Annotated in this window: 21 protein-coding genes and 1 other annotated feature; of the genes, 18 read left to right on the forward strand and 3 right to left on the reverse strand. The window is 40.3% G+C overall.

The window, feature by feature from the left end; translation table 11 throughout:
* The first annotated feature begins 46 nt into the window (after nt 1–46).
* The 3 genes from ABTV07_RS08695 to ABTV07_RS08705 all read left to right on the forward strand — a co-directional run bounded on the left by ABTV07_RS08695 (nt 47) and on the right by ABTV07_RS08705 (nt 3,149).
* Complete coding sequence (locus tag ABTV07_RS08695; RefSeq protein WP_433750068.1) at nt 47–964, forward strand: 1,4-dihydroxy-2-naphthoate polyprenyltransferase; 918 nt, start codon at nt 47–49, stop codon at nt 962–964.
* A 53-nt stretch (nt 965–1,017) separates the two neighbouring features.
* Nucleotides 1,018–1,232 (forward strand) — a binding site (T-box leader).
* Nucleotides 1,233–1,284: 52 nt separating this feature from the next.
* On the forward strand, nt 1,285–2,721 hold the full coding sequence (gene proS / locus ABTV07_RS08700) for a proline--tRNA ligase (protein ID WP_433750072.1): 1,437 nt from the start codon (nt 1,285–1,287) through the stop codon (nt 2,719–2,721).
* 107 nt (nt 2,722–2,828) lie between these two features.
* Entirely contained in the window at nt 2,829–3,149 is a 321-nt protein-coding gene (locus tag ABTV07_RS08705; protein WP_433750075.1) for a DUF3889 domain-containing protein, read from the forward strand.
* A gap of 51 nt (nt 3,150–3,200) precedes the next feature.
* Here ABTV07_RS08705 and mscL read toward each other — a convergent pair whose 3' ends face one another.
* Nucleotides 3,201–3,587 carry a large-conductance mechanosensitive channel protein MscL gene (gene mscL / locus ABTV07_RS08710; RefSeq protein WP_433750076.1) on the reverse strand — a complete coding sequence of 129 codons (387 nt, stop codon included), beginning with the start codon at nt 3,585–3,587 and terminating at the stop codon, nt 3,201–3,203.
* A 151-nt stretch (nt 3,588–3,738) separates the two neighbouring features.
* Between mscL and ABTV07_RS08715 the strand changes: the two genes are divergently transcribed.
* The 12 genes from ABTV07_RS08715 (at nt 3,739) to ABTV07_RS08770 (ending at nt 20,398) form a co-directional block, all read left to right on the forward strand.
* Entirely contained in the window at nt 3,739–5,475 is a 1,737-nt protein-coding gene (locus ABTV07_RS08715) for a LytS/YhcK type 5TM receptor domain-containing protein (protein ID WP_433750079.1), read from the forward strand.
* A gap of 1 nt (nt 5,476) precedes the next feature.
* Nucleotides 5,477–6,211, forward strand: coding sequence for a LytR/AlgR family response regulator transcription factor (locus ABTV07_RS08720; RefSeq protein ID WP_433750082.1), 735 nt, complete (start codon nt 5,477–5,479; stop codon nt 6,209–6,211).
* 147 nt (nt 6,212–6,358) lie between these two features.
* Nucleotides 6,359–7,810, forward strand: a complete 1,452-nt coding sequence (locus ABTV07_RS08725; protein WP_433750085.1) for a carbon starvation CstA family protein — start codon at nt 6,359–6,361, stop codon at nt 7,808–7,810.
* 217 nt (nt 7,811–8,027) lie between these two features.
* Entirely contained in the window at nt 8,028–8,942 is a 915-nt protein-coding gene (locus ABTV07_RS08730) for a ketopantoate reductase family protein (protein WP_433750088.1), read from the forward strand.
* A 209-nt stretch (nt 8,943–9,151) separates the two neighbouring features.
* Complete coding sequence (locus ABTV07_RS08735; RefSeq protein WP_433750091.1) at nt 9,152–10,009, forward strand: STAS domain-containing protein; 858 nt, start codon at nt 9,152–9,154, stop codon at nt 10,007–10,009.
* A 117-nt stretch (nt 10,010–10,126) separates the two neighbouring features.
* A complete protein-coding gene (locus tag ABTV07_RS08740) occupies nt 10,127–10,609 on the forward strand; it encodes a hypothetical protein (RefSeq protein WP_433750094.1) in 483 nt (160 codons plus the stop codon).
* A 162-nt stretch (nt 10,610–10,771) separates the two neighbouring features.
* Nucleotides 10,772–12,142, forward strand: a complete 1,371-nt coding sequence (locus ABTV07_RS08745) for a hypothetical protein (protein ID WP_433750097.1) — start codon at nt 10,772–10,774, stop codon at nt 12,140–12,142.
* Between the two features lie 89 nt (nt 12,143–12,231).
* Nucleotides 12,232–13,383, forward strand: coding sequence for an acyl-CoA dehydrogenase family protein (locus tag ABTV07_RS08750; protein WP_433750099.1), 1,152 nt, complete (start codon nt 12,232–12,234; stop codon nt 13,381–13,383).
* A 93-nt stretch (nt 13,384–13,476) separates the two neighbouring features.
* A complete protein-coding gene (locus ABTV07_RS08755; protein WP_433750102.1) occupies nt 13,477–14,793 on the forward strand; it encodes a WD40/YVTN/BNR-like repeat-containing protein in 1,317 nt (438 codons plus the stop codon).
* Nucleotides 14,794–14,968: 175 nt separating this feature from the next.
* Entirely contained in the window at nt 14,969–15,205 is a 237-nt protein-coding gene (locus ABTV07_RS08760; RefSeq protein WP_114744280.1) for a hypothetical protein, read from the forward strand.
* A gap of 295 nt (nt 15,206–15,500) precedes the next feature.
* Nucleotides 15,501–18,542, forward strand: a complete 3,042-nt coding sequence (locus ABTV07_RS08765; RefSeq protein ID WP_433750105.1) for an efflux RND transporter permease subunit — start codon at nt 15,501–15,503, stop codon at nt 18,540–18,542.
* A gap of 527 nt (nt 18,543–19,069) precedes the next feature.
* Nucleotides 19,070–20,398: an IS3 family transposase gene (locus ABTV07_RS08770; RefSeq protein WP_433750108.1), complete on the forward strand. Its 1,329-nt coding sequence runs from the start codon at nt 19,070–19,072 to the stop codon at nt 20,396–20,398.
* Nucleotides 20,399–20,435: 37 nt separating this feature from the next.
* Here the strand turns inward: ABTV07_RS08770 and ABTV07_RS08775 are convergent, their stop codons facing one another.
* Both ABTV07_RS08775 and mraY read right to left on the reverse strand, forming a co-directional pair.
* Entirely contained in the window at nt 20,436–20,675 is a 240-nt protein-coding gene (locus ABTV07_RS08775) for a hypothetical protein (protein ID WP_433750111.1), read from the reverse strand.
* Between the two features lie 78 nt (nt 20,676–20,753).
* A complete protein-coding gene (gene mraY, locus ABTV07_RS08780) occupies nt 20,754–21,716 on the reverse strand; it encodes a phospho-N-acetylmuramoyl-pentapeptide-transferase (protein WP_433750113.1) in 963 nt (320 codons plus the stop codon).
* Nucleotides 21,717–21,865: 149 nt separating this feature from the next.
* Here mraY and ABTV07_RS08785 point away from each other — a divergent pair, with 149 nt between their 5' ends.
* From ABTV07_RS08785 to ABTV07_RS08795, 3 genes are all read left to right on the forward strand, one after another.
* Nucleotides 21,866–22,165 carry a YciI family protein gene (locus ABTV07_RS08785; RefSeq protein ID WP_433750116.1) on the forward strand — a complete coding sequence of 100 codons (300 nt, stop codon included), beginning with the start codon at nt 21,866–21,868 and terminating at the stop codon, nt 22,163–22,165.
* Between the two features lie 109 nt (nt 22,166–22,274).
* Nucleotides 22,275–22,952, forward strand: coding sequence for an HAD family hydrolase (locus tag ABTV07_RS08790; protein ID WP_433750118.1), 678 nt, complete (start codon nt 22,275–22,277; stop codon nt 22,950–22,952).
* A 60-nt stretch (nt 22,953–23,012) separates the two neighbouring features.
* Nucleotides 23,013–23,564: a GNAT family N-acetyltransferase gene (locus tag ABTV07_RS08795; RefSeq protein ID WP_433750121.1), complete on the forward strand. Its 552-nt coding sequence runs from the start codon at nt 23,013–23,015 to the stop codon at nt 23,562–23,564.
* The last annotated feature ends 250 nt before the right edge of the window (nt 23,565–23,814 follow it).

The following is a 23,814-nucleotide window of genomic DNA, read 5'->3' on the forward strand; positions in this document are numbered from 1 at the left end:
ATACTTCTGAATGATCGACCTGCAGAAAGTGAAAGGAAGAATAAAAATGAATTCACATTTAGAAAGGCCGAAATGGGGGCAAATATGGTGGCAGCTAACGCGTCCCCATACATTGACTGCTTCTTTTGTTCCGGTCCTGATAGGAACCATCCTGGCACTCTTTTATTCCAGATTCCATTTTTTCTTGTTTTTGGCGATGATGCTGGCTTGCCTATTCATCCAAATTGCAACGAACTTATTTAATGAATACTATGATTTCAAAAGAGGTCTGGATACGAAAGATTCTGTCGGAATCGGCGGAGCAATCGTAAAGGGGGAATTAAAGCCCGGCACGATCTTAAATGCTGCTTTATTACTATATGGACTATCAATCCTGCTTGGCGTGTACATCTGTATGAACAGCAGCTGGTGGCTGGCGATGGTCGGTCTTGCCGGCATGGCTGTCGGCTATTTATATACAGGCGGGCCGCTGCCAATTGCCTACACTCCTTTTGGAGAAGTGCTGGCCGGTTTATTCATGGGGAGCATGTTCATCCTCATCTCCTTTTTTATTCAAACGGGCTTTGTTTCCCGTGAGAGTATATTGATCTCCGTTCCGGTGGCTATTTTAGTAGGCGCCATCAATATGGGAAATAATATACGCGATCTTGAGGGAGACAGGGAATTCGGCCGTAAAACGCTCGCCATCCTGATTGGGCCAAAAGGTGCTGTCGTAATCCTTGCAGGCATGTTTATCGCTGCCTATGCAGGGATCATTGGATTGGTCATTTGGGACGCTGCTTCTCCTTGGCTGCTCATTGTACTTTTGAGCTTTAAAAAACCAATTGATGCTGTTAAAGGTTTTAAGGGAAGGACATCCGCAAAGGAAATGATGGCTGCCATGAAGGCCACTGCCCAAACGAACACAATCTTTGGATTTTTGATTTGCATCGCACTTTTAATTCAATTTTTTATTGAAAAATAAAAATTCTATTGACTTTATTGGGAAAACTGAATATATTAATTTTTAACTAAATAATTGAAACGTTGAAAAGGATTAGTAAAATGTCGCAGACCTTTTTCAGAGAGGGAATTGAGTGGTGAAAGATTCCTATGGGACAGCATTTGAACCTGCCTTGGAGTTCAGCATCAATTGAAGATGCATGCGGAGAAGTTCCGTTAACAAAAAGAGTGTGCCAATGATATATAGCTTTGGCAAACAAGGGTGGTACCACCAAGCCTCGGTCCCTTTATGAATCGGGGCTTTTTTGCGTTCAAATTAATTACGGAAGAAGGGTGATCTACATGGGAAAAGATAAGAAATTTGTAGAAGAAATTACGGCAATGGAAACTGACTTTGCACAATGGTATACAGATGTGGTCAAAAAAGCTGATTTGGTTGACTACGGTTCTGTAAGAGGCTCTATGATCATCCGACCATACGGATATGCCATCTGGGAAAATATTAGGGATGTACTGGATGGAAAAATTAAGGAAACGGGTCATTCGAATGTCTATATGCCGCTCTTTATTCCTGAAAGTCTTCTCCAAAAGGAGAAAGACCATATTGAAGGATTTGCCCCTGAAGTAGCCTGGGTGACTCACGGTGGTGATGAAGAGCTTCATGAACGATTGTGTGTTAGGCCGACTTCTGAAATTCTCTTCTGTGAACATTACGCCAACATCATTCATTCCTACCGCGACCTCCCAATGCTCTACAATCAATGGAGCAACGTTGTGCGCTGGGAAAAGACAACACGTCCGTTCCTTCGTTCATTGGAGTTCTTATGGCAGGAGGGCCATACATGCCATGCCGATGAAGAGGATGCGATGGAAGAAACGTTAAAGATGTTGGATGTCTATGCAAATGTATGCGAGGAATATCTTGCAGTGCCGGTACTCAAAGGCAAGAAAACGGAAAAGGAAAAATTTGCAGGCGCCGAATCCACCTATACAATCGAAAGCTTGATGCACGATGGGAAAGCACTGCAGTCAGGGACGTCCCATTATCTTGGTACAGGGTTTGCGGAATCGTTTGGCATTCAATACAGCGATAAGAATGGGGAGCTGCAGCATGTCCACCAAACTTCCTGGGGGATCACAACCAGGCTCATTGGTGCACTGATCATGGTACATGGGGATAACAGAGGCCTTGTAGTGCCTCCAAGAATTGCACCGACACAAGTCATGATAGTACCGATCGCCCAGCATAAAGAGGGTGTTTTGGACCGGGCATACAAATTGAGGGATTCATTGAAGAAAACTGTCCGCGTTGATATTGATGCAAGTGATAAGATGCCAGGCTGGAAATTCAATGAATATGAAATGAAAGGCATTCCTCTCCGCCTTGAAATCGGGCCGAAAGACATCGAAAAAAATCAAGTGGTCCTTGCCAGACGGGATACAGGGGAGAAAGAAATTGTCAGTATGGATGATTTGAATGCGAAAATTCCTGAACTACTCGAAGACATCCAAAAAAACTTGCTGGATAAGGCAAAGGATCATCGAGAAAAGAAAACAAATGTAGCTAAGAATATGGAAGATCTCCAAAATAGTCTTAGGGATAATCCTGGTTTTGTAAAAGGGATGTGGTGCGGAGAACTTGCCTGTGAAGAAAAAATCAAAGAAGAGACAGGGGCAACTTCCAGATGCATTCCATTTGAACAAGAGAAGATTTCTGATTCATGCATGTGCTGTGGACAGAAGGCGGATCAATTGGTCTATTGGGCAAAAGCTTATTAAATAGGTGAATGATCATCCTTTCTAAGTGCCGAAGGATAATCGCAAAGAATAAATCCTCTTATTCCGTGGAAACTACTTTTAATATGTACGGATGGGAGATGCACTGAATGAAACAGCTTTGGAGAACTGCAGCCATCATTCTTGCCTTGAATTTCTGCGCATTAGGGATGGCACAGGCACAAAAACCGGTTCCCCCTTATGCGAAATGGGGCCGATTGGCTGTTGAAAGAACTAAACAAAAATATCCTAAAGCGAATGTGGTGGACTACTTGCATATCGGCCGGGAGATTAAAGGTGCCGATGAGGTTGAAAAATTCAAACTCTGGCTGAAGGAAGGCAAGAAAGAATTCGGAGTATATGTCACAATTGAATTCGACCCTAAAACGGATCAAGTCAAAAGAATCATCTTAATGAAGACCCCGCGTTGAAGAAATCTATAATCTAAAAAAGAAGCCATCAATAGGCTTCTTTTTCTTATCTTATTGACCTCTCTCAACATTTTGCTCTTTTAAGATATCCCGTATTTCACGCAATAGCAGTTCTTGTGGATCTGTTTTCGGTGCAGACGGCTTTTGTTCTTTTCGTTTGAACTGTTGGATGAGTCTAACAAAAAAGAAAATCGAAAAAGCTACGATGAAGAAATCCACGACTGATTGCAGAAAGGCACCGTATGTAATGTGTGCTTTGTAAAAGTCGATGGAAAGCTTGGAGATATCAATACCTCCGAGTAAAATCCCGACAATCGGTGTAATGATGTCGTTGACCAGCGATGTCACGATCTTGCTGAAGGCAGCCCCGATAATGACCCCAATGGCTAAATCCATTACATTCCCTTTTAACCCAAATTTTTTAAATTCCTGCCACATTTGGTTCGCTCCAATTCTATATGTATTCCCCGATTATTATAGCGAAAAAGATTCACATATAAAAGAAGGGGATTATCTTGAAAAGCAAAAGCGACAATGACTAAAATATAAATAGATTCAGAAATTTCGTTTGATAGAATGGGGATGCTGTATGTTTGTCCTATTATTGACCATGCTTGAGCGGCTTGGCATCATTGTGACCATCGCTTTTATATTGACGCGTTTTCGATTTTTCAGGGCAATGATCTATGAGAGGAAATTAAAAAAGAAACAGCAATATATCGCCATTCTGTTTTTTGGGTTTTTCGGAATCATTGGTACATACAGCGGAGTGACGTTCAATGCAGATTCACTGGACTTTAACAGGTGGGCGAGCGGACTGACTCACGATGAAGCGATTGCGAATTCAAGGGTAATCGGAGTTGTGATTGCTGGTCTGCTTGGAGGTTACAGAGTGGGTATCGGTGCAGGATTGATTGCAGGCATCCACCGTTTCACGCTCGGGGGATTTACTGCGGCGGCCTGTGGCCTTGCTACGATTTTAGCCGGGGTGATTGCAGGAGCTTTTCATAAAGAACATCGCCAAATCAAACTCACCAATGCTTTCTTCATTGGAGCAGGTGCAGAAATGGTACAGATGATCATAATCCTTTTTTTGGCCGACCCCTTCTTAAAAGCATTGAATCTTGTTGAAATGATCGGCATTCCCATGATTTTTGCAAATGGAATCGGGTCTGCGCTGTTTTTGCTGGTCATAAAAAATGTGGTGAGTGAAGAGGAAAAGGCAGGTGCCCTCCAGGCTCAAGTGACACTAAGGATTGCAAATAAAACCATTCCTTTTTTAAGGAAAGGATTGAATGGGGAATCAGCGGAAGCGGTGTGCAGCATCTTAATGGAGGAAATGAATGCTAGTGCAGTATCCATAACTAATCAAGAAAGGATTTTAGCTCATATTGGCAGTGGCATGGATCATCATTGTCCAGATGAACCCATTCAAACACAGATTACAAGGCAGGTTCTTGAGACGGGGGAAATGATCGTTGCCAAAGATAAATCCATTGATTGTGTGAAAAAGGATTGCCCGCTTAATGCTGCCGTTATTGCACCGTTAAAACAACGGGGTAAGACGGCAGGGACCCTGAAAATATACTTTCAATCTGAGAAAGAAATCAACAATATCAGCATCGAGTTGATATCTGGCCTCAGCAGCCTCTTAAGCAACCAGTTGGAAATGGCAGAAGCTGATCATGCCTTTCAATTGGCGAAAGAGGCAGAGATCAAAGCGCTGCAGGCACAGATCCATCCTCACTTTTTATTTAATACGATGAACACCATCGTTTCGCTCATCAGGGTTGATGCCGATAAAGCAAGGAAGCTGCTTGTATCTTTCTCGAACTTCATCAGGCAGAATTTACATGGAACAACCGAAACGACGACCACAATCGGTAATGAGTTAGATCATGTAAAAGCATACCTTTCCATTGTAGAAACTCGCTTTGTCGATAAGATTGAGATTGATTATGAAATAGACGAAACGGCTCTTACAGTGGAAATTCCCCCTCTGACACTGCAGCCGCTTGTGGAAAATGCCTGTCAGCACGGGTTCCGGGATAAGCAGGAGCAATGGAGCCTCGAGATCTCTGTCCGATCAGTCAGCGATGGGACAATCGTTGGGGTGAAGGATAACGGGTATGGAATAGAAGAAAAGGTGCTTGATCGAATGGGGCAGGAATTGATGGCTTCTGCTTCTGGATCAGGGCTTGCTTTATACAATATAAATAGGAGACTCTCTATAATGTACGGACCAAGATCAGCATTGAAGATTCAAAGTAAAGTTGGGGCAGGGACGATGGTATCGTTTTTCATCCCATCAAGGGAGGAAGGGTGAAATGAATTCAGGAATTAGTGTACTGCTTGTTGATGATGAACATTACAGTAGATTGGAGCTAAAACATCTGTTGAGTGAAAGGTCTCACTTTTCAATCATTGGGGAAGCGGATAATGGGGAAAGTGCTGTGATGAAAACGATTCAACTTCAGCCGGATGTCGTTTTTTTGGATGTTGAAATGCCGAAAATGGGCGGCATGGAAGCTGCAAAGGCATTACGGGAATTGAGAAAGCCTCCTTTGATCGTTTTTGCAACGGCCTATCCACAATTTGCCGCAGAAGCATTTCGATATGAGGCGATCGATTACTTATTAAAGCCATATGATGAAATTCAGCTTGATCAAACGATTAAAAGGATTGAAAAACAATTTTCTGCCCCTGCTCAATCAAATGAAAGTGTTAAACCAGTTGGGAAGCTTGCTGTTGAAAGTGAAGGGGAAATTTTCTACCTCGATCCAAATGAAATTGTTTATATCCATAGAGAAGATAAATTAACAAAAATCGTTACTTTGAAAAATGAATTTGATTCCAAGATGCCTTTAAAGGAAATGGAAAATCGCCTTTCGCCATTTTCATTTTTCCGGATTCATAAAAGCATCCTTGTAAACCTTGATTACGTGGCTAAATTGACTCCGTGGTTCAGCGGGACCTATCATCTTGAGATGAAAGGGATTGAAGGGAACCTCTCTGTCAGCCGCAATTATGTAAAAGAACTTAGGGCAAAATTAGAAATATAGATTTTATCATCTACAGGATAAGTCCGGTAAACAACCTCTTGAGCTGGGATTTATACATGTTAACCCTTTTTTAACTTTTAGAATATTCACATCCCTTATACTTATTGTAAGCGCATTCATTCTATTGATAAGCAAGGGGGAAATGAAATGTTTACATTTTTAGGGGGAATCATTCTTTTAATCATTGGCTACTTTACTTATGGAAAGTTTGTAGAGAAAGTGTTTGGGGTCAAGGAAGCACGGACTACTCCGGCATATACCCATAAGGATGACGTGGATTATCTGCCAATGAATACAAAGAAAAATTCATTGATTCAGCTGTTGAATATCGCGGGAGTCGGTCCGATTTTTGGCCCGATCATGGGTGCATTGTACGGACCGGTTGCTTTCATTTGGATCGTTGTCGGGTGCATCTTTGCAGGTGCAGTGCATGATTACTTGACTGGTATGATTTCCATTCGAAATCGCGGTGCACATTTACCTGAGTTGGCAGGAAAATTCCTGGGCAAATTCATGAAACATGTTGTCAATGCATTTGCTATTTTGCTTCTTTTGCTTGTAGGAACGGTTTTCGTTACATCTCCAGCAGATCTTCTCTATAATCTGATGGATGGCTGGATGGGCTTAGGAATCATATTAGGGTTTATTTTTCTTTATTATGTTCTTGCGACTATTCTTCCAATTGATAAGATTATTGGACGCTTTTATCCGATTTTCGGATTATTGCTCCTAATAAGTGCTGTTGGCGTTGGAGTAAGATTGATTTTGACAGGTGCTCCAATCCCTGAATTGACATTGCAAAACATGCATCCGGATCATGCACCGATCTTCCCATTGTTATTCTTGACGATTTCCTGTGGTGCCCTTTCAGGCTTCCATGCCACACAGACTCCGATCATATCAAGGACAACAGAAAAAGAAGGACAAGGAAGAAAGATTTTCTACGGAATGATGATTGCAGAAGGTGTCATTGCTATGATTTGGGCAGCTGCAGCTATGAGCTTGTTTGATGGATACAGTGGGTTAAGCGATATGCTTGCCAATGGCGGACCGGCTGGAATTGTCAGCAAAGCGTCGACATTGATGCTTGGTTCTGTAGGTGGTACGCTAGCTATTCTTGGCGTCATTATCTTACCGATTACTTCAGGTGACACCGCATTCCGCAGCGCCAGGATGATCATCGCTGACTACTTTAATCTTTCACAGAGAAAAGTCATGAGCCGTCTTTGGATTGCCATTCCAATGTTCGTGATTTCCTTTGCATTGACTAAAATCGATTTCACGCTTCTTTGGAGATACTTCTCATGGGCCAATCAGTCCACTGCGGTCATTGCCCTTTGGGTTGGAGCAATGTATCTTTTCATTGCGAAAAAGAATTATTGGATTGCCATCATTCCAGGCATTTTCATGACGATGGCGACCATGACCTACATCTTTAATGCAGGAATTGGCTTCGGTCTATCTTTGAATGTTTCTTATGTCATTGGAGCGATCATTACAGCTGCTATCACTGTCATCTTCTTCATTGCAGCGAATAAAGCGAGAGCGAAGGAAGTCCCACTTGAAGAAGATATTTCAGGCTGGAATAGTGTAGCATAATGGGGTGCTGCAGTCCGGGCAATCGTACTATTGTCAATGAGGAGGAAGAGAAATTAAATGAACGGGGCAAAGACAGTCTTCCTCTTGGGATCAAAATCATCCTGGTACTGATTGTCATAGCAGTGATTGCTTGCCTTATGGTATTTGGTTGAAATTATTAGAGCCCTATGACTTTTTGTTATGGGGCTTTTGAAATTCATAAAGGAGGAAAATATATATGAAAATATTAATTGTCGGAGCAGGAGCTGTTGGAGGCTATTTCGGAGGGAGATTGGCAGAAAAAGGGGAAGATGTGACATTTCTAGTCAGGAAAAACCGAAAGAAGCAACTGGAGAAAAACGGATTAACCATTCAATCTACACATGGATATATACATATAGTGCCAAAGATTCTCGTTTCTGGCGAGGAGCATGGAACTTTCGACGCGGTATTTCTGTCAACAAAGGCATATCATCTTGATAAGGCAGTCATGGATATAAAACCATATACAGATGATGCTACCTTAATCGTTCCACTGTTAAATGGGATATCCCACTTGGAACTGCTGGAAAACCACTTCAAGAAGGAAAACATTTTAGGAGGATTGTGCTTCATTGAATCCACCCTTGATTCAGAAGGCACCATTCATCATACCAGCCCGATGCAGGAAGCTGTCTTCGGACCGAGGGACGGAGAAATGACGGAGACGATTTTACTGCTCAACAAAGCATTACAAGGGTCAAAAGCGGAATTCAGGCTATCAGAACAAATCATGCAGGAAATGTGGCATAAATATTTGTTCATTACTACATTTTCAGGTGTGACATCCCTGTTTAGATCTCCTATAGGCCCTATCCGTGATCAATTGGAGAGCAGGAGCTTAATGCATCAACTAATTTCAGAGGTTAGGAATACCGCTATTTCTATTCAAGCTCCAATCCTGGAAAGAGTCGATGAAATCCTAAAATCAAAGCTGCAAGAAATCGGGCATGGGATGAAATCTTCCCTCCAACGGGATATGGAAAAAGGACAGGATATCGAAGCAGAGCACCTTTTTGGCCATATGAAAACAATAGCAGGCCATCATAATATCCAGACCCCTGTGCTGGATGTCATATATGCAAATTTGAAGGTTTACGAAAGCAGCAATTAATGGGATTTTATTAGGGGCTTGCCATGCAGGCCCCCTTTTTCTATTGAGTGATTTTTTCATGGAAAGATATTCAGGAAGTAGGAAGGCTGACTTCTCTTTTGTAATATGTTAGAGTCAAATTATATATTTCATGAACACGAAATATTTTTCAAATAAAGATGATTCTCTTCTTAAGAAAAACCACAGGGAGTCCAGTGGAGGAATGCAAAATGAATCAGAAAAATAGAGATTTACATCAATACATTATGGATTCATCAAGCGAAATGACCAATGAGTGGTTAGCATCAAGAGGAGATTGTGGATCTGTCTATTCAAAAAATATATCTTCACATATTGAAAACAGACTGATTGAACAAAATAGGCTTTTCATCCAAAATGTAGCTGAAAGCTTCATAGAAAATAAAGAAGAAGCAACACATAATATTTTGGAATGGGCGGCAGCTGTGGCTGATGATCGTGTAAACACTTATACACCCATTAATGAAACACTCCACCAATTTAAGATATTCAGATTGATATTCCTTGAGCGGATTGAACGGTTCACGGAAGAAAATGATCAGATTGAAATTGCAGATTTGCTTTCATGGAATCGACATCTCCAAGAGACGTTTGATCAAATTATTGAAAAGTTCTCTGAACAGTATTTTAAATTGACATCTACAAGACTTTCTGCCCAGCAGCAAATGATACATGATCTAAGTTCTCCTATCATCCCAGTGACAGAGGAAGTTGGAATATTGCCGATCATCGGGGACATTGACACGGAAAGAGCAAAAAAAATATTGGAGTCCACTTTAGATCAAAGTGCCGAAAAAAATCTGTCACAGTTATTTATAGATCTTTCAGGAGTTCCAATCATTGATACTATGGTTGCGCACCAAATCTTTCAGATCATGAGTTCACTGAAGTTAATCGGAGTCCAATCAATCTTGTCAGGCATACGTCCTGAAGTTGCCCAAACTGCAGTTCAATTAGGGATAGACTTTAAGGAGGTCCCGACCCACAGCAGTTTAAAGCAGGCGTTGAAGGACCACAATTTTCTAGTCAAAAAAGCAAATACTTTGTAGCAAGTCCTGAACCCTGCTGTAGTGCAGGGTTCTTTTCTTTTTTTCAATTCATGACTCTCAGGAGGTATACAATTTTTATTCATGCAAAAGCTATCGAAAAAGGGGGATGGCTAAATCATGAATAAGTATAAACTCATTCTGATCGGAATGGTAATCATTTCTTGGGCGACAGTCCCTTATTTGGGCTGGAGAAATATCAAACGATTCACACCTGCAACCATTGGAATGAGCCTAATCATTTTTTTGGAATCCTATGTTGTTAAAAAATGGAAGTGGTGGAACATCACGAAGAAGTTATTCCCTAAAATGACGGTGGAAACTCCATTCATTTGCGGTCCTTTTTTTGCGGGCTCACTCTGGATCCTGACATTGAGCTACGGGAATATATATTTTTACCTTGGGCTTAATGCAGTGATTGATTCGTTATTCATCTATCCCTTTAATTATCTTTTTACGAAAATAGGGATATTCAAACAAGGCAGATTAAAGAGGTATCAATTATGGCTTGTATTTATGTCTAAATCGATAATATTGTATTCATTTCAGAAACTTTATGAAAAAATGATCAAAAATAGGATGCACCGCTATTCGTGTAATTAAATAAAGGCGTTTGCCAATGCTCTTCTTTGGAGAGTATTGGCTTTTTTATTATACGAAATCATCGGATTTTTCCGAAAATATGACTATTCATGGTAAAATAGTTTTTATTCAAGGAAATGAATGGAAATATGAATTGTCAGCGGAGAGAGAGGGAAACTTTTTATGGAGAAAAAAAGAAAAAAGGGGTCGCAGTTTTTATGGATTGTTGGTTTAGTGGCAGCCATTTTCGTTATTAATGCATTTATCGGGGAGGATTCACCGAAAGGGAATGTCTCACATGCAGAAAATACAAAACAATGGAAAGAACTGCTCTATGAAAATGCACCAGGGTTGAAGAAGGCAGAGGCAAAGGGTTCCGTAAAAGAAATAAAAAAAGATATTCAAATTCCAAATTCCGAAAAACAAATACATATGGAAAAAATGTGGCTGAACGGGAAAGATTTATATGCACTTTACAGCATTGATGCAGATGAAAAGACCGGAATGCTGAAAAATCCTGGAACCAAACTGCCATACATCCTTTCAATTGATATGGATAATTCATTGCCAAGAGAACTGGAGGAAACAAAGAAAAAGGCTCCAAAAGGGGTTTATTTTGACCATCAGATGCATTATGCATTAAAAATGAATACTTTTGAATATTTAGGTGAAGTTCCAGAGGTGCATGCAGATGGGGAGTATCCCATGAAGGTCTTATTACAAATGAACGGGGAAATCGTTGTGATGAACGATATTTTAATTCCTATGAAATTTGATTACAAAGAACCGATTCTCCATACATGGACTATCAATAAAACAATTCAAGCAGGAGAGAGAAATATAACGATAGAAAAAATAGAAGTATATAAAAAGATATCATTTATGTATATAAAATATGATTCCCCTAAGGATGAAGAAAGGTTTAATGGAATTGATCTTTTAATGCATTCAGATCAAAATGAACAAAGGCTATTAAGAGCAAATATTGGCCTTGACGGTGAAGACAATGAATTTAAATTGGGGTTTCAATCGTTCAAAAAGATTCCTAAATCCATTGAATTTACTCTGAACGGAATCAGCTGGTTTGGAAATGAAAATATTCAATTTGATTTGAAGGGCGTTCAAAAGATAATGGAAGGACAGGAAGAAGGAAAAAATCTTCATTCGAAGGTGTATGAAAAGGATAAAGTTAAACTTTTCTTAGAAAACATGGTTTTAGACAACCAAGGATTTACAATCATGATTGGGATGGACCCTGGAAGAGTTTCAGGAACGAACGAACCATATTTAGATGAACGAATGCTTATGCCAGGCTTTAGTGAAGCGGATGGGAATCATCGACTGCCAATGCAGGTTACCGTGCAAAATGAAAAAGGGGAATTTGCACAAATTTCAAATGTTTACCAAGCGGATGGAGAATCATTAAATCGGATCACAGTCCCTTTGTATTTCTATGAGCTTGCTAAAGACATGCATGTAAAAATCAATCATTTACAGTACACAGTTGATTTAAAAGAAGTAGCAACTGTCCCAGTAATAGATGAGAAAAAATAAAATTATCAGTAATTCCGATGCGCATGGTTTGAATTAAGTTGGCTTTTCTTCAATAATATTGATAAAGACCAATTGACGGAGGTTCTACGATGAATTTTCAACAAACCAAAACGGAAGAAGAACGCTTTGCAATCATGAAAGAATTAAGCAGTCGTTTCTTGGAACGTTCCTATGACTATGATAAAAACGATGAATTTCCATATGAAAATGTAAACGATTTGAAAAAATCAGGCTATACGGCACTCACAGTCCCTAAAAGGTATGGCGGCATGGAGATCACGTTAACGGAAATGCTTCAACTGCAAGAAAAAATAGCTGAAGGGGATGGCTCCACTGCTTTGGCGATTGGATGGCATATGGGCATCATTAAAAATCTTGGTGAAAAAGCAAATTGGGAAGAAGACATGCTCGAGCTTGTTTTCCATGAAGCATTGAGCGGCTCCTTGATCAATGCTGCGGCAACTGAACCGAGTACGGGAAGTCCAACTAGAGGCGGTAAGCCGGAGACCACGGCAGAAATGCAAAAGGACGGATGGGTGCTGAATGGACGAAAGACGTTTACCAGTCTCGCCCCGGCATTGGACTATATCATCGTCAGTGCTTCAATCGCAAATTCTGAAGAGGTCGGCAATTTCCTTGTACCAAAGGCTGTTGAAGGAGTCACCATTGAAGAGACATGGGACAGTATTGCAATGAAGGGGACGGGAAGCCATGACCTTGTCCTTCAAAATGTCCAAATTCCTCTAAAGAACCATGTGGATAACCGAAATAAAGGAAAAAAAGGACCAGAAGGCTGGCTTTTGCATATTCCTGCATGCTATCTCGGTATTGCCCAGGCAGCTCAAAACTACGCTATTTCTTTTGCCAAGGAATATTCGCCTAACAGTATAAAAGGGACCATATCCGATTTGCCTAATGTTCAGCAGAAGATCGGTGAAATGGAACTGAAATTAATGAATGCACGGACATTTTTGTATGCAGCTTCGAGAAAGTGGGATGAATCAGGGGAGTCCAGAAGAAGTGAAATGCTGCCTGAACTTGGAGCGGCTAAACATATCGTCACAAATGCTGCTATGGAAATTGTAGATTTAGCAATGAGAGTAGTAGGTGCCAGAAGTCTATCTGCCAAAAATCCCCTTCAAAGGTACTACCGTGATGTACGGGCAGGACTGCATAATCCACCAATGGATGATATGACCATTCAATTGTTGGCAAACACAGCACTTAAAAGAAATAAATGACTGAATTAATCATTTTTGATGCTTATTTTGTAATCATTTGAAATTGATTACGTCATATATACAAAGGATGTATGACAAAGGAGCTGTCAAAAAATGAAAAGAATAATTAAATGGTCGATATTGATGGCAGCAGCTGTATTGATGGCAACAGTCATCACAGGCTGCAGCTTTTGGCCAGGTGAAGAAGCTTCCTCAAGTGACAATGGGAAAGTTCAAGAAAATCATGAAAAAAACCATGATGAAGATAAACAATCCACATCTGATAATACGAGTGGGCAGGTTGATTCACCAAGCCAGCAGGGTGATAACAATACGAATGGGGGATCTGATTCTAAATCCGGTTCAGATACAAATACAGACTCGGGAACACTCCATCCACCAGCTGCTACACAATCGCATAATGACAATGTTCAAATGGAAGAAATTACGGCTGTACGCATGATTGACGCATCATCTGGTTGGATCGGAGGAAAAGGAATCATTGCCAGGTCCGATGACAATGGGGTTAATTGGAAGATCCAATACCAAGGGGAACAAACGGCAGAACAGATTTTTGCATTGAACGGCAAACAAGTTTGGGCGGTACTTGCTAGTGATGGAGACACACCAGACCGGAAGAGGCTGTTAACATCAAATGATGGTGGAAAGCACTGGAAGGCAGTTGGCAGGATGCCGTCTGATGGATTCCTCCATTTCACTTCAGTAAATAATGCATTTGTATCCAATTTCCGTACAACTGACGGGGGGAAGACCTGGAGCAAATTAAATACCCCAAAAAATGCCGTTGGTGAACCTTATTTCCATGATGAGAAAAATGGCTGGGCGGTTGTCCAGGAAGGGAAAAAAATCTTGATTAAGAAAACGGCTGATGGCGGAACAACCTGGAAGGAAACTTACTCAGGTCCATATGAAGGTGAACTTCAAGGGAGCATCATTCGATCAATGGGTGAAAACGACGCATGGGTGGAATTGATCGGCGGCACGGGTATGACACAGACTTCTTATAGTTTCCTCCATACTTCAGATTCCGGAAAGAGCTGGCGAAAAGTACTTGCCAATTCCACTGCAGGAGGCGGGCCTGCACCAGGTGTAGAAGAACCACATAAAGACATTCCTAAGAATACTGGTTCAAAACCGGGGCCGCTATATGTTGTGAATAAGGATATCGCTTTCCTCGGAGGCAATTGTCCGGCATGTGATGTACAAAATACATTAGGCTGGACGAAAGATGGAGGCAAGATCTGGATTAACGGGAAGGCGCAAGTTCCAGGATATGGAGAAAGTCTGCTTGCTATGGCCGACGGGGATCATGGATGGTGGATCACAAATGATAATGAAAATGGTCCTGTCCTTTATTCGACAGCTAATGGCGGAATGAAGTGGAATAAAATGAAGGTTTTTTCTAAATAACAGTGATCAAACAATTGACCGGTCTCCTTTTTAGTTTAGGAGATTGGTTTTTTGTTTTAAAATGAAGAAATTTCTAAAAATAATGGTACATTTTTCATTTTTTACGTTTTGATAGCAATTCTATCGGGTATTTTTTACTAAACGCACAAGAAGAGAAAAATAGGAGGTTGGAAAGATGAATTTCATTACAAAAGGCAAAGAAGTTATTTTGTTCGATAAGCTGGGGACAAGAGAGGATCTTCATATAGTAAAATGCCGTGATTGTGGAAGCGAGTTCCGTACATCGTTCAATTCAGTTGAAATAAATTGCAGCAGCTGCCATCATAAGGAAAAATATAATAATTTCGCAAATGGTTTTGAAGTCATTGGATTAGTGGAGAATTCTTACCGTGTGGCGGAAGTAAGTGCTTAAGCAGAGTTAATTCAGATTTAAGTAATATATGGAAAAATTTTAATAACATTCGCAATCATTAATTTTACTAACCCAGCCCTGATTAGGGCTTTTTTTTGTTTAAAAGGATATTTTTAAAAAAGAAAAAATTTTCTAAGTCTTAAGGCGCATAAAAAGTTAAATCTCTGGTGCATGGATGCATATACTCTCTGAGGATATAATGAATCAGGTAAAGAAAAATATGGAAAATATACACCGCATACCTTATTATGGTAAAGTTGAGATTTTCTATTCAAAAGGGGAATGGAGTTTTAGGATGATAAAATCAGTTATTCAATTTAGTATGAAAAACACAGTAGCATTATTAATGATGGTATTTTTGGTTGTGGGAGGGGGGATTTATTCTCTTCAGCAAATCAATATTGAAAAATATCCAAATGTAGATATCCCTTATCTAACTGTTGTGATTCCTTATCCAGGTGCTTCACCTGAGCAATCAACCCGGGATATTGCAGAACCGTTGGAAAGAGAATTGATGAATATTGATGGCGTCAAGAATGTTTATACTGACGGAGGAGCAAATGCAGTCTACGAAACATTGGAGTTCAGTTTAGATGTAAAAATGAAAGATGCTGAACAATCGGTCCGCTCAGCAATTGATAAAGTGAAGCTGCCTGATAATGCTGGGAACCCAGAGTTGATCAAGCAGGGGCCTGAGGCAGATCCTGCTGTCTATACACTTGGAATATATTCAAAAGGCGATAATGAAAGTTTGCAAAGTTACGTGAAAGAAAAAGTTGTACCCAAGTTGGAGTCAATTGAAGGGGTCAGTAAAGTAGATGTTGGGGGGATAGAAGATAAAAATGTCTTCATTCGTCTGATACCTGATCAATTAACCAAGTACGGCTTGACACTTGAGGATGTCAAAAGGACAATCGAAGCTAACAATTTTAATATACCTACAGGGGATATCAAAAGCGAAAATGAGGTGCTTCCGGTTCGTGTCAGCAAAGAACTTAAATCTTTGGAAGATATCAAAAATATTAAACTGTTTCTGAAGCCTTCTCAGCCTGGACAATTACCGGTCATTGACTTGAACCAAGTAGCGGAAGTTTCTTTCGAAAACCAAAATGTGACTGATTTCACTAGAATTAATGGAAAAGAAGGGGTTCGATTTGCCGTTTCGGTGGAAGGCGGGGCAAATGTTGTTGGAATCGTAGATGAAATAAAAAAGGAATTGAAGAACATTGAACTTCCTGATGGCTATAAGCTCGTTACATTGAGGGACCAGTCTGTTGAAATCAAGGAATCTGTTTATAGCATGTTAAGGGAAGCCCTTCTTGGCGCAGGCATGGCCGTGCTCGTGACACTCCTGTTCCTGCGCAACATCCGTTCAACATTGATTGCCATCATATCCATCCCTTTATCCATTTTGGCTTCATTCACGGTGTTGAATATGCTGGGATATACATTGAATATCATGACGTTGGCAGGGATTGCCGTTGCCGTGGGACGGGTAGTAGATGACTCAATAGTGGTCATTGAAAATGTTTTCAGAAGGGTCAGGGCTTCCAAAGAACCTTCTGCAAATTTAGTTGAACAGTCTACAAGGGAAGTGGCTACAGCAATCACTTCTTCCACAATAACAACTGTTGCTGTTTTTCTTCCGATGGCCTTTGTTCCAGGAATAGTCGGAAATTTCTTCGCACCACTTGCTTGGACGATTGTCATTTCACTGGTGTTTTCATTAATCGTGGCGATAACAATCGTTCCACTGATGTCCAGAATATTTTTATTGAAGGTGAAAGCGAAAGATCATAAAGAAACCGGGATACAGCGTATATATCGAAGAAGTCTTAGCTGGTCTCTTCGCCACCGTTTAATCACGATGGGCGCAGCCTTGGTTCTGTTGATTGCCACAGCAGCGATCATCGGCCCTAAGTTGGGAACAACATTTTTGCCGCAGGAAGAATCACGTGATTTTGACGTAAATATCACAATGGATAAAGGAACTGATCCTAACTTGACCAGTGATGCAGCCAACAAGGTTGAACAGATATTATTGGATACGGATGGAATAGGTCTAGTGAGTACAAGTGTCAATGGACAATATGAAAGAGCTTCAATTACTTTCCATGTAAAAGAAAGTGTCACTGATGTGGATGCCCTTGTGAAGGACTTGCGGAATTCCTTTAAATCCATTAAGGAACCACAGGAGATTTCCGTGACGGCTTTAGGCGGTCTGGGTGGTGGAGCAGAGTCACAATATGTCATGGTTGTAAAAGGATCCGACTTTGAAGAAATAAAATCAGCCAGCACCAAGATGGTTCAAGCCATAAAAGAAATCCCTGGAATGGCTGATGTCCATTCATCATTAGAAGGGGATAAACCGGAGATCAGTCTTGAAATGGACGACAAAAAACTTGCAGAACATGGTTTGATGGCAGGTATGGTAGGAAAGAGCCTTAGAGATATGTTGAATGGGGATGTCGTGACTTCCATTGAGATGGATAATGAGAAAGCGGATGTCACATTGGGTTTGAAAATGGGAGCCATATCCTCATTGGAAAACCTCGGTGAACAAAAAGTTCTGAATGTCATGGGAGAGCCGGTTGCATTGAAAGAAATCGGCACTTTGAAGAAAGTGAAGAATCGTGATGTAATCACCCATTTGAATGGAAACGAATACGTCATGGTATATGGACAGATTACGGATTCAAAGACTGGCGAAGTCACAAAGAATGCCGATAAGGCGATAGAAGATTTAGCTCTTCCAAAGAGCGTCACTTATTATAAGGAAGGTGCATCCGCTGCGATGGATGAGGGATTCAAAAATATGGCCATAGCCATAGGAGTCAGTGTATTGCTTGTATATATGACCCTTGTCATTGCATTTGGTGAAGGAAAAGGGCCATTTGTCATCCTATTTGCCATTCCGTTCTCTCTCATTGGTGCATTACTTGGTTTATTCATTGTAGGCGAACCGATAGGAATGCCTGCTATGATTGGACTGCTTATGTTGAATGGAATTGTTGTGACCAATGCCATCGTGTTAGTGGATAAGGTCAAACAAAATGAAAAACGCGGTATGTCGAAGCATGCGGCATTATTAGATGCCGGAGTCATTAGACTTCGCCCTATTTTGATGACAGCTATCGCAACTATCGGAGCCCTTGTTCCGATGGCCGTCTCGGCACATGCAGGCATCGTTTCTTCATCACTGGCAGTAGTAGTCATAGGAGGACTTACTACTTCCACATTATTGACACTGTTCATTGTTCCGGTATTATACAGTCTTTTCCATCCGGTGAAAAAGTTGAAAAAACAGAAGAAAGATCTTGAATCTCAAGCTGGATGAGCATAAACACGAGACCCGTTCCCCCTATTAGGGGAGGACGGGTCTTGTTCGTTGGTTGGCATTATGTAGTGAATGCTCTTTATCTAGTGAAAAGCGGTATTGCAGGGCTACCTCCAAAAGATTATCTATTCACTTTGTATGAGGGTCTGTCCATCAGTTTTTTTATCCGCTGTGTTTTATTTTCAGGTATATACTTTTGCGGTTCTGCTTTGACCGGAATGATTTCTGGCTGTCGTTTTCTCATAGCTTTGTGTTTATTCATTTCGTTGCAAAAACACATTCGGTTCCATCTCCTATCAATTATATTGAATCACAAAATATCATATGTTGTTTTAACGTTTTTGCATCGTCGCTTGTCCGGAGTTGTCTGCCTATTTATTTTTCATTATGAAAAAACAGCCCTAAAATAAGAGAGCTGTCAGGATAAAATGGTACCTGTAGGTAGGACACTCAAAAAAAAGAGTGTTCAGCCTACAGGTATTTTTTATATACTTTAATTTCAGAACATGGGGATTAGGAGACAACATATGAGTAAAATTACTTTTTCATCTAAAGAGATAAAAACACTTCAAAAAAATCCGAATGTACAACAGGTCAGCGAAAAGTCTATTACCTATACAGAGGAATTTAAAAGTAGATTTATTGATGAATATCAGGCTGGCAAACTTCCTCGCCAGATCTTTGAGGAGAATGGATTTAATGCGGAGGTCATTGGAATAAAACGAATTGAACAGTCAGCCCATAGGTGGAAGAAAGCTTATGAAAAAAATGGTTTGATTGGACTGACAGATTCAAGGAAAAATGCGTCCGGTCGTCCCTTACAACGAGAACTCACTCCTTCAGAAGTAATCGAAAGACAAAAGGCTAGAATTGAATTGTTGGAAGGACAGGTAGAGTTGTTAAAAAAGCTAGAAACGACAGAAAGGAGGCTGCAAGAGGCAAACGAAAACCTACATCCAAATAAGGCTTATCAATTGATTCAGGAGACCATTGAACAAAATGGATTTAGGGGGATGACCAAGTATCTCTGTAGTCTATTAGAGGTTTCGCGTTCTGGTTATTATAGCTACCTGAATGCTTCCTCTGTCCGGGAGGCAAGGGAGAAACTGGACCTTGAAGCCAAGGAACTCATATTAAAGGCCTTTAACCGGCGTGGATATAAGAAAGGCGCACGCTCCATTAAAATGATTTTAGAGAATGAGTATGGCATTATCTTCAGCCGTAGAAAGATCCGGAGAATCATGAGGAAATATGACATCGTCTGTCCTCATCGAAAGCCAAATCCTTATAAAAAAATCGCTAAAGCAACGAAGGAGCATCAGGTTGTCCCAAACCAATTAAACCGGGACTTCAAGCAGGGGATCCCTGGAAAAGTGTTACTGACGGATATCACTTACTTGCCGTATAACGGTAATAGTATGGCCTATTTGTCGACCGTAAAAGATGCCTGTACTAATGAAATCCTGGCTTATCATATATCTGACCGGATTACCATGGACATTGCGACAAGGACGCTCCATAAATTGAAGAACAATAAGAAAGTTACTCTTCATGAAGAAGCCTTTATCCACTCGGACCAAGGAAGCCACTACACAAGCCCCCGATACCAAAAGCTATTAGAGAAATATGGCCTTGGCCAGTCTATGTCACGAAGAGGCAACTGTTGGGACAATGCCCCACAGGAATCCTTCTTTGGCCACATGAAGGATGAGGTGGATTATAAAACAGCAAAAACGTTGAAAGAATTGAAATCAAGAATAGATCATTACATGGTTTACTATAACAATTACCGTTATCAGTGGAATTTAAAAAAGATGACCCCTATTCAATATAGGAATCATCTTCAAGCTGCTTAATCTCTTTTTTTATTATGTCCTTGACAGGGGTACCATTTTAGGAGTGAAACTTTTTTCTTTTTTGGTATTCCTTTTCGAATCCAAGTTCAATATTTAAGAGCCATTCCATTTTTTCCAGGGTGCTTTTATCTACCGGCGGGTCATCTGTTGACCAATGAACGTTATACACAAAGTAATATCCTTTGATTCTTTTAAACTGGACAGTCGAGTTAGGGTATTCATCAAAATAGCCCTTAATTTGGTTTAATCGGGAATAGGACCATCTTACAAGATTCATAGACATCATCCTTTAAAATGGTTTCTTTCTTATATTCCCGATTAATGATACATGAAAACAGAAGATTGTTTAACTATATTAAGATAAAAACATCTTCCAATAAAGGTATGCGAGAATCACTGTGGTCCAGGAGACGATTGAGAATACTGTTACGATCATATTTTCGCTCCATCCGTATTTCAATCCATAGTGATAATGGATAGGGGTCATCCTGAAGATTCTCTTCTTTGTTCTTTTATAGACGGCTACTTGAATGATGACTGATAACTGTTCTGCCAAGTAGACGAAAAATAGGAGGGGGATGAGAATTTCTACTTTTTCTATGACGGCTAAGAAAGAAAGGGAACCCCCTAATGCCAAAGAACCTGTATCACCCATAAATGCTTTTGCGGGATAAAGGTTGAAAATGAGAAATCCTGCAAGGCAGGCAATCATGATGAGACTAAATAGTTTGACCTCCGGCTTATCAGAGATAAGAAAAAAGAAAAAATAAGTCGGGATGGACACCATACCTAAAAGCCCGTCCATTCCATCCGTAAAGTTGATAGCATTGGCTGAGCCGACAATGAAAAGGGTCATCACCGCAATATAAATCATTCCCGGAAGCTGGATGGAAATGTGGTGAGTAAGATGAATGGTATTCTCCAAGTTCATTTGAAGTGCCAGAAAGAGCAGAAGGAAAATAGTGAATCCAAACTGAAACACAAGCTTCGATTTGCCAGAGATGCCGCCTGGATCCTGTCTGGAGGCTTTCCAAAAATCATCTGCAAAACCTATCAAACTAAAAAGAATGAAAGTTGCTGCAAGGAAATACATCAAAATCGTATCATTGAAAAGCAAAGCAATAAGCACCCCAATCAGAAAGATGCTTCCAGCCATGAGGGGCGTCCCTTTTTTCAATTGATGATCAGAAGGGAGTTCGCTTCGTATAGGCTGGGTGAGATTATAGGTCTTGAGTGCTTTAATCAATACAGGTGAGAGGGCAAGGACACATAAAAATGCCAGAATAGCTGGAGCCAAATGTTCTACCAATAAAAACATCCTTCCTACGAATATCATTACAGTAATATTCGCTAAAAGGAAAAAACATCCTCCCAGTTTCTATCAGTTATTGGGTTTTGAAAAATTACAGGCAGGGTATAATCCTATCAGCTGCCAAATGCAGACAGTAGATACAGGAGGAGATCAACTTGTTGATTGTTGAACTCGATTTCAATCATCCAATAGAAGGCAACGAACTTATCCATGAACAACATAACCAATTCTTGAAAAAATACTATGAAAACAAAACCTTTATGACTTCCGGTCCCAAACACTCCAACACAGGGGGAATCATTGTGGCCGGTAATATATCACGCGTTCAGCTTGAAGAGATATTAAAGGAAGATCCTTATTGGCAAAATGGAATTGCCCAATATCGCATCATAGAATTTTCATCCACAATTGTTTCATCCGACCTTGGTGTTTTCTTTCAAGAAGAAATAAGTTAGCAGATTAAGTGATTCTCCACAAAGGAGGTCGCTTTTTCTTTTGCAAAAATACAACTCTATCCTCTTTTGATGGTAGAATATAGAAGAAATAAAGGGTTGGGGGGATAGAATGATTAAGGCTGTATTTTTTGATTTATATGAGACGCTGATCACGGAATGGGATAATGGGAGAAAAAAATATTTAAAGGAATTACCGGATATAGGGATGGAAGAAGCCCTGTTTAAAATCGAATGGTCTAAAAGACGCGAGGAGAGGATGAATGGGACTTTTCCAGACTTTACAGCATGTGTTAAGGATATTTTCATTAAGAATGAAGTGGAGGCTAATGATCATCTGATCGACTTGCGTCTTAAAGAGAGGATAAAGGCAAAGAGGACAGCATTTGAAAATGTAGACCAGCATATACTGAAAATGCTTGCTGAATTAAAGGACCATGGGATGAAGGTTGGTCTTATCAGTAATTGCGCAGCTGAAGAAATTGCTGCGTGGCAAGAAAGTCCAATTGCTGCATTCATGGACGAGGTGATTTTCTCTTATCAAACCGGATATGCCAAACCTGATGTAGAAATCTATGAGCTAGCATGCCGAAAAATGGGGGTGGAGACTACAGAAAGTATTTTCATAGGAGACAATGGTTCTGATGAATTGAACGGCGCCAAGAAGGCTGGATTGCATCCATTTCATGCAAAGTGGTTCAATAAACATTGGGATTCGGAAAGGTCTTCTGATTTTCGAGCGATCAATGATCCAAATGAAATAATGGAGCTGATCAAATCAAGCAGGTGATATGGAATTGAAATAGAATTATACTATAGTGCTGTTATTACTAGATAAAGAGGGGTACATATGATTTTTCCAACTTTAGAAACGGAACGCCTTAAATTGGTGGAGATTACAATGGACTATCTGGAGGATTATTTCTCAGTCATGTCCAATGACGATGTAACGAAATATTATGGAATGAGTTCATTGAAAGAGAAGGTGGAAGCAGAAAGAATCATTTCATCTTTTGGAGTCAACTTTCAAGATAAGAGGGGAATCCGCTGGGGAATCGTACTGAAAGAGAATAATAGGTTCATCGGCACTGTAGGATTGAATAACCTGCAAATCCACAATAAACGGTGCGAAATCGGCTATGAAATCCATCCGGATACTTGGAAGAAAGGCTATACCAGCGAGGCAGTAAAAATAGTGCTTCAATACTGCTTTGATGAATTGGATCTATATAGGGTCGGAGCCGTTACTTTTCTGGAAAATGAACCTTCATTTAATTTGCTGATGAAATTAGGGTTTCAAAAAGAAGGGATACTAAGGGGTTATCTATATCAACATGAAGTATCCAATGATGCTTTTATTTTTTCAATGGTAAAGCCGGATTGGAATAATACGAAAATTTAGGCAATGAACCCTTTACATTGACTCTGGAAAATATTATGATAATGAGGAACTTTTAAATTTACTTACAAAGGAGAGATAGGATCCCATGAATACACCCGTTGTTTTGCAAATGGTTTTGGCTTGATAAGGGAGAAGTCTGCCCATTTTTCCAAAACCAATCGTAAAACAACCAAGTATTCTGATCCTACCCTCTTATTATATTCGTTTTTACAAGGCATTGGTCTGCTTTGTAAAGGAATGAAAGGCAGGG

It is taken from the genome of Falsibacillus pallidus (assembly GCF_050990905.1).
Taxonomy (GTDB): domain Bacteria; phylum Bacillota; class Bacilli; order Bacillales; family DSM-25281; genus Falsibacillus; species Falsibacillus pallidus_A.

Excerpts from the sequence above, each read along its gene's own strand:
- ABTV07_RS08760 (WP_114744280.1), top strand. The coding sequence starts at position 14,969 with ATGAATTTCATTACAAAAGGCAAAGAAGTTATTTTGTTCGATAAGCTG.
- ABTV07_RS08735 (WP_433750091.1), top strand. The coding sequence starts at position 9,152 with ATGAATCAGAAAAATAGAGATTTACATCAATACATTATGGATTCATCA.
- ABTV07_RS08730 (WP_433750088.1), top strand. The coding sequence starts at position 8,028 with ATGAAAATATTAATTGTCGGAGCAGGAGCTGTTGGAGGCTATTTCGGA.
- ABTV07_RS08720 (WP_433750082.1), top strand. The coding sequence starts at position 5,477 with ATGAATTCAGGAATTAGTGTACTGCTTGTTGATGATGAACATTACAGT.
- ABTV07_RS08745 (WP_433750097.1), top strand. The coding sequence starts at position 10,772 with ATGGAGAAAAAAAGAAAAAAGGGGTCGCAGTTTTTATGGATTGTTGGT.
- ABTV07_RS08750 (WP_433750099.1), top strand. The coding sequence starts at position 12,232 with ATGAATTTTCAACAAACCAAAACGGAAGAAGAACGCTTTGCAATCATG.
- ABTV07_RS08740 (WP_433750094.1), top strand. The coding sequence starts at position 10,127 with ATGAATAAGTATAAACTCATTCTGATCGGAATGGTAATCATTTCTTGG.
- ABTV07_RS08765 (WP_433750105.1), top strand. The coding sequence starts at position 15,501 with ATGATAAAATCAGTTATTCAATTTAGTATGAAAAACACAGTAGCATTA.
- ABTV07_RS08795 (WP_433750121.1), top strand. The coding sequence starts at position 23,013 with ATGATTTTTCCAACTTTAGAAACGGAACGCCTTAAATTGGTGGAGATT.
- ABTV07_RS08705 (WP_433750075.1), top strand. The coding sequence starts at position 2,829 with ATGAAACAGCTTTGGAGAACTGCAGCCATCATTCTTGCCTTGAATTTC.
- ABTV07_RS08725 (WP_433750085.1), top strand. The coding sequence starts at position 6,359 with ATGTTTACATTTTTAGGGGGAATCATTCTTTTAATCATTGGCTACTTT.
- proS (WP_433750072.1), top strand. The coding sequence starts at position 1,285 with ATGGGAAAAGATAAGAAATTTGTAGAAGAAATTACGGCAATGGAAACT.
- ABTV07_RS08790 (WP_433750118.1), top strand. The coding sequence starts at position 22,275 with ATGATTAAGGCTGTATTTTTTGATTTATATGAGACGCTGATCACGGAA.
- mraY (WP_433750113.1), bottom strand. The coding sequence starts at position 21,716 with ATGTTTTTATTGGTAGAACATTTGGCTCCAGCTATTCTGGCATTTTTA.
- ABTV07_RS08770 (WP_433750108.1), top strand. The coding sequence starts at position 19,070 with ATGAGTAAAATTACTTTTTCATCTAAAGAGATAAAAACACTTCAAAAA.
- ABTV07_RS08755 (WP_433750102.1), top strand. The coding sequence starts at position 13,477 with ATGAAAAGAATAATTAAATGGTCGATATTGATGGCAGCAGCTGTATTG.
- mscL (WP_433750076.1), bottom strand. The coding sequence starts at position 3,587 with ATGTGGCAGGAATTTAAAAAATTTGGGTTAAAAGGGAATGTAATGGAT.
- ABTV07_RS08715 (WP_433750079.1), top strand. The coding sequence starts at position 3,739 with ATGTTTGTCCTATTATTGACCATGCTTGAGCGGCTTGGCATCATTGTG.
- ABTV07_RS08775 (WP_433750111.1), bottom strand. The coding sequence starts at position 20,675 with ATGAATCTTGTAAGATGGTCCTATTCCCGATTAAACCAAATTAAGGGC.
- ABTV07_RS08695 (WP_433750068.1), top strand. The coding sequence starts at position 47 with ATGAATTCACATTTAGAAAGGCCGAAATGGGGGCAAATATGGTGGCAG.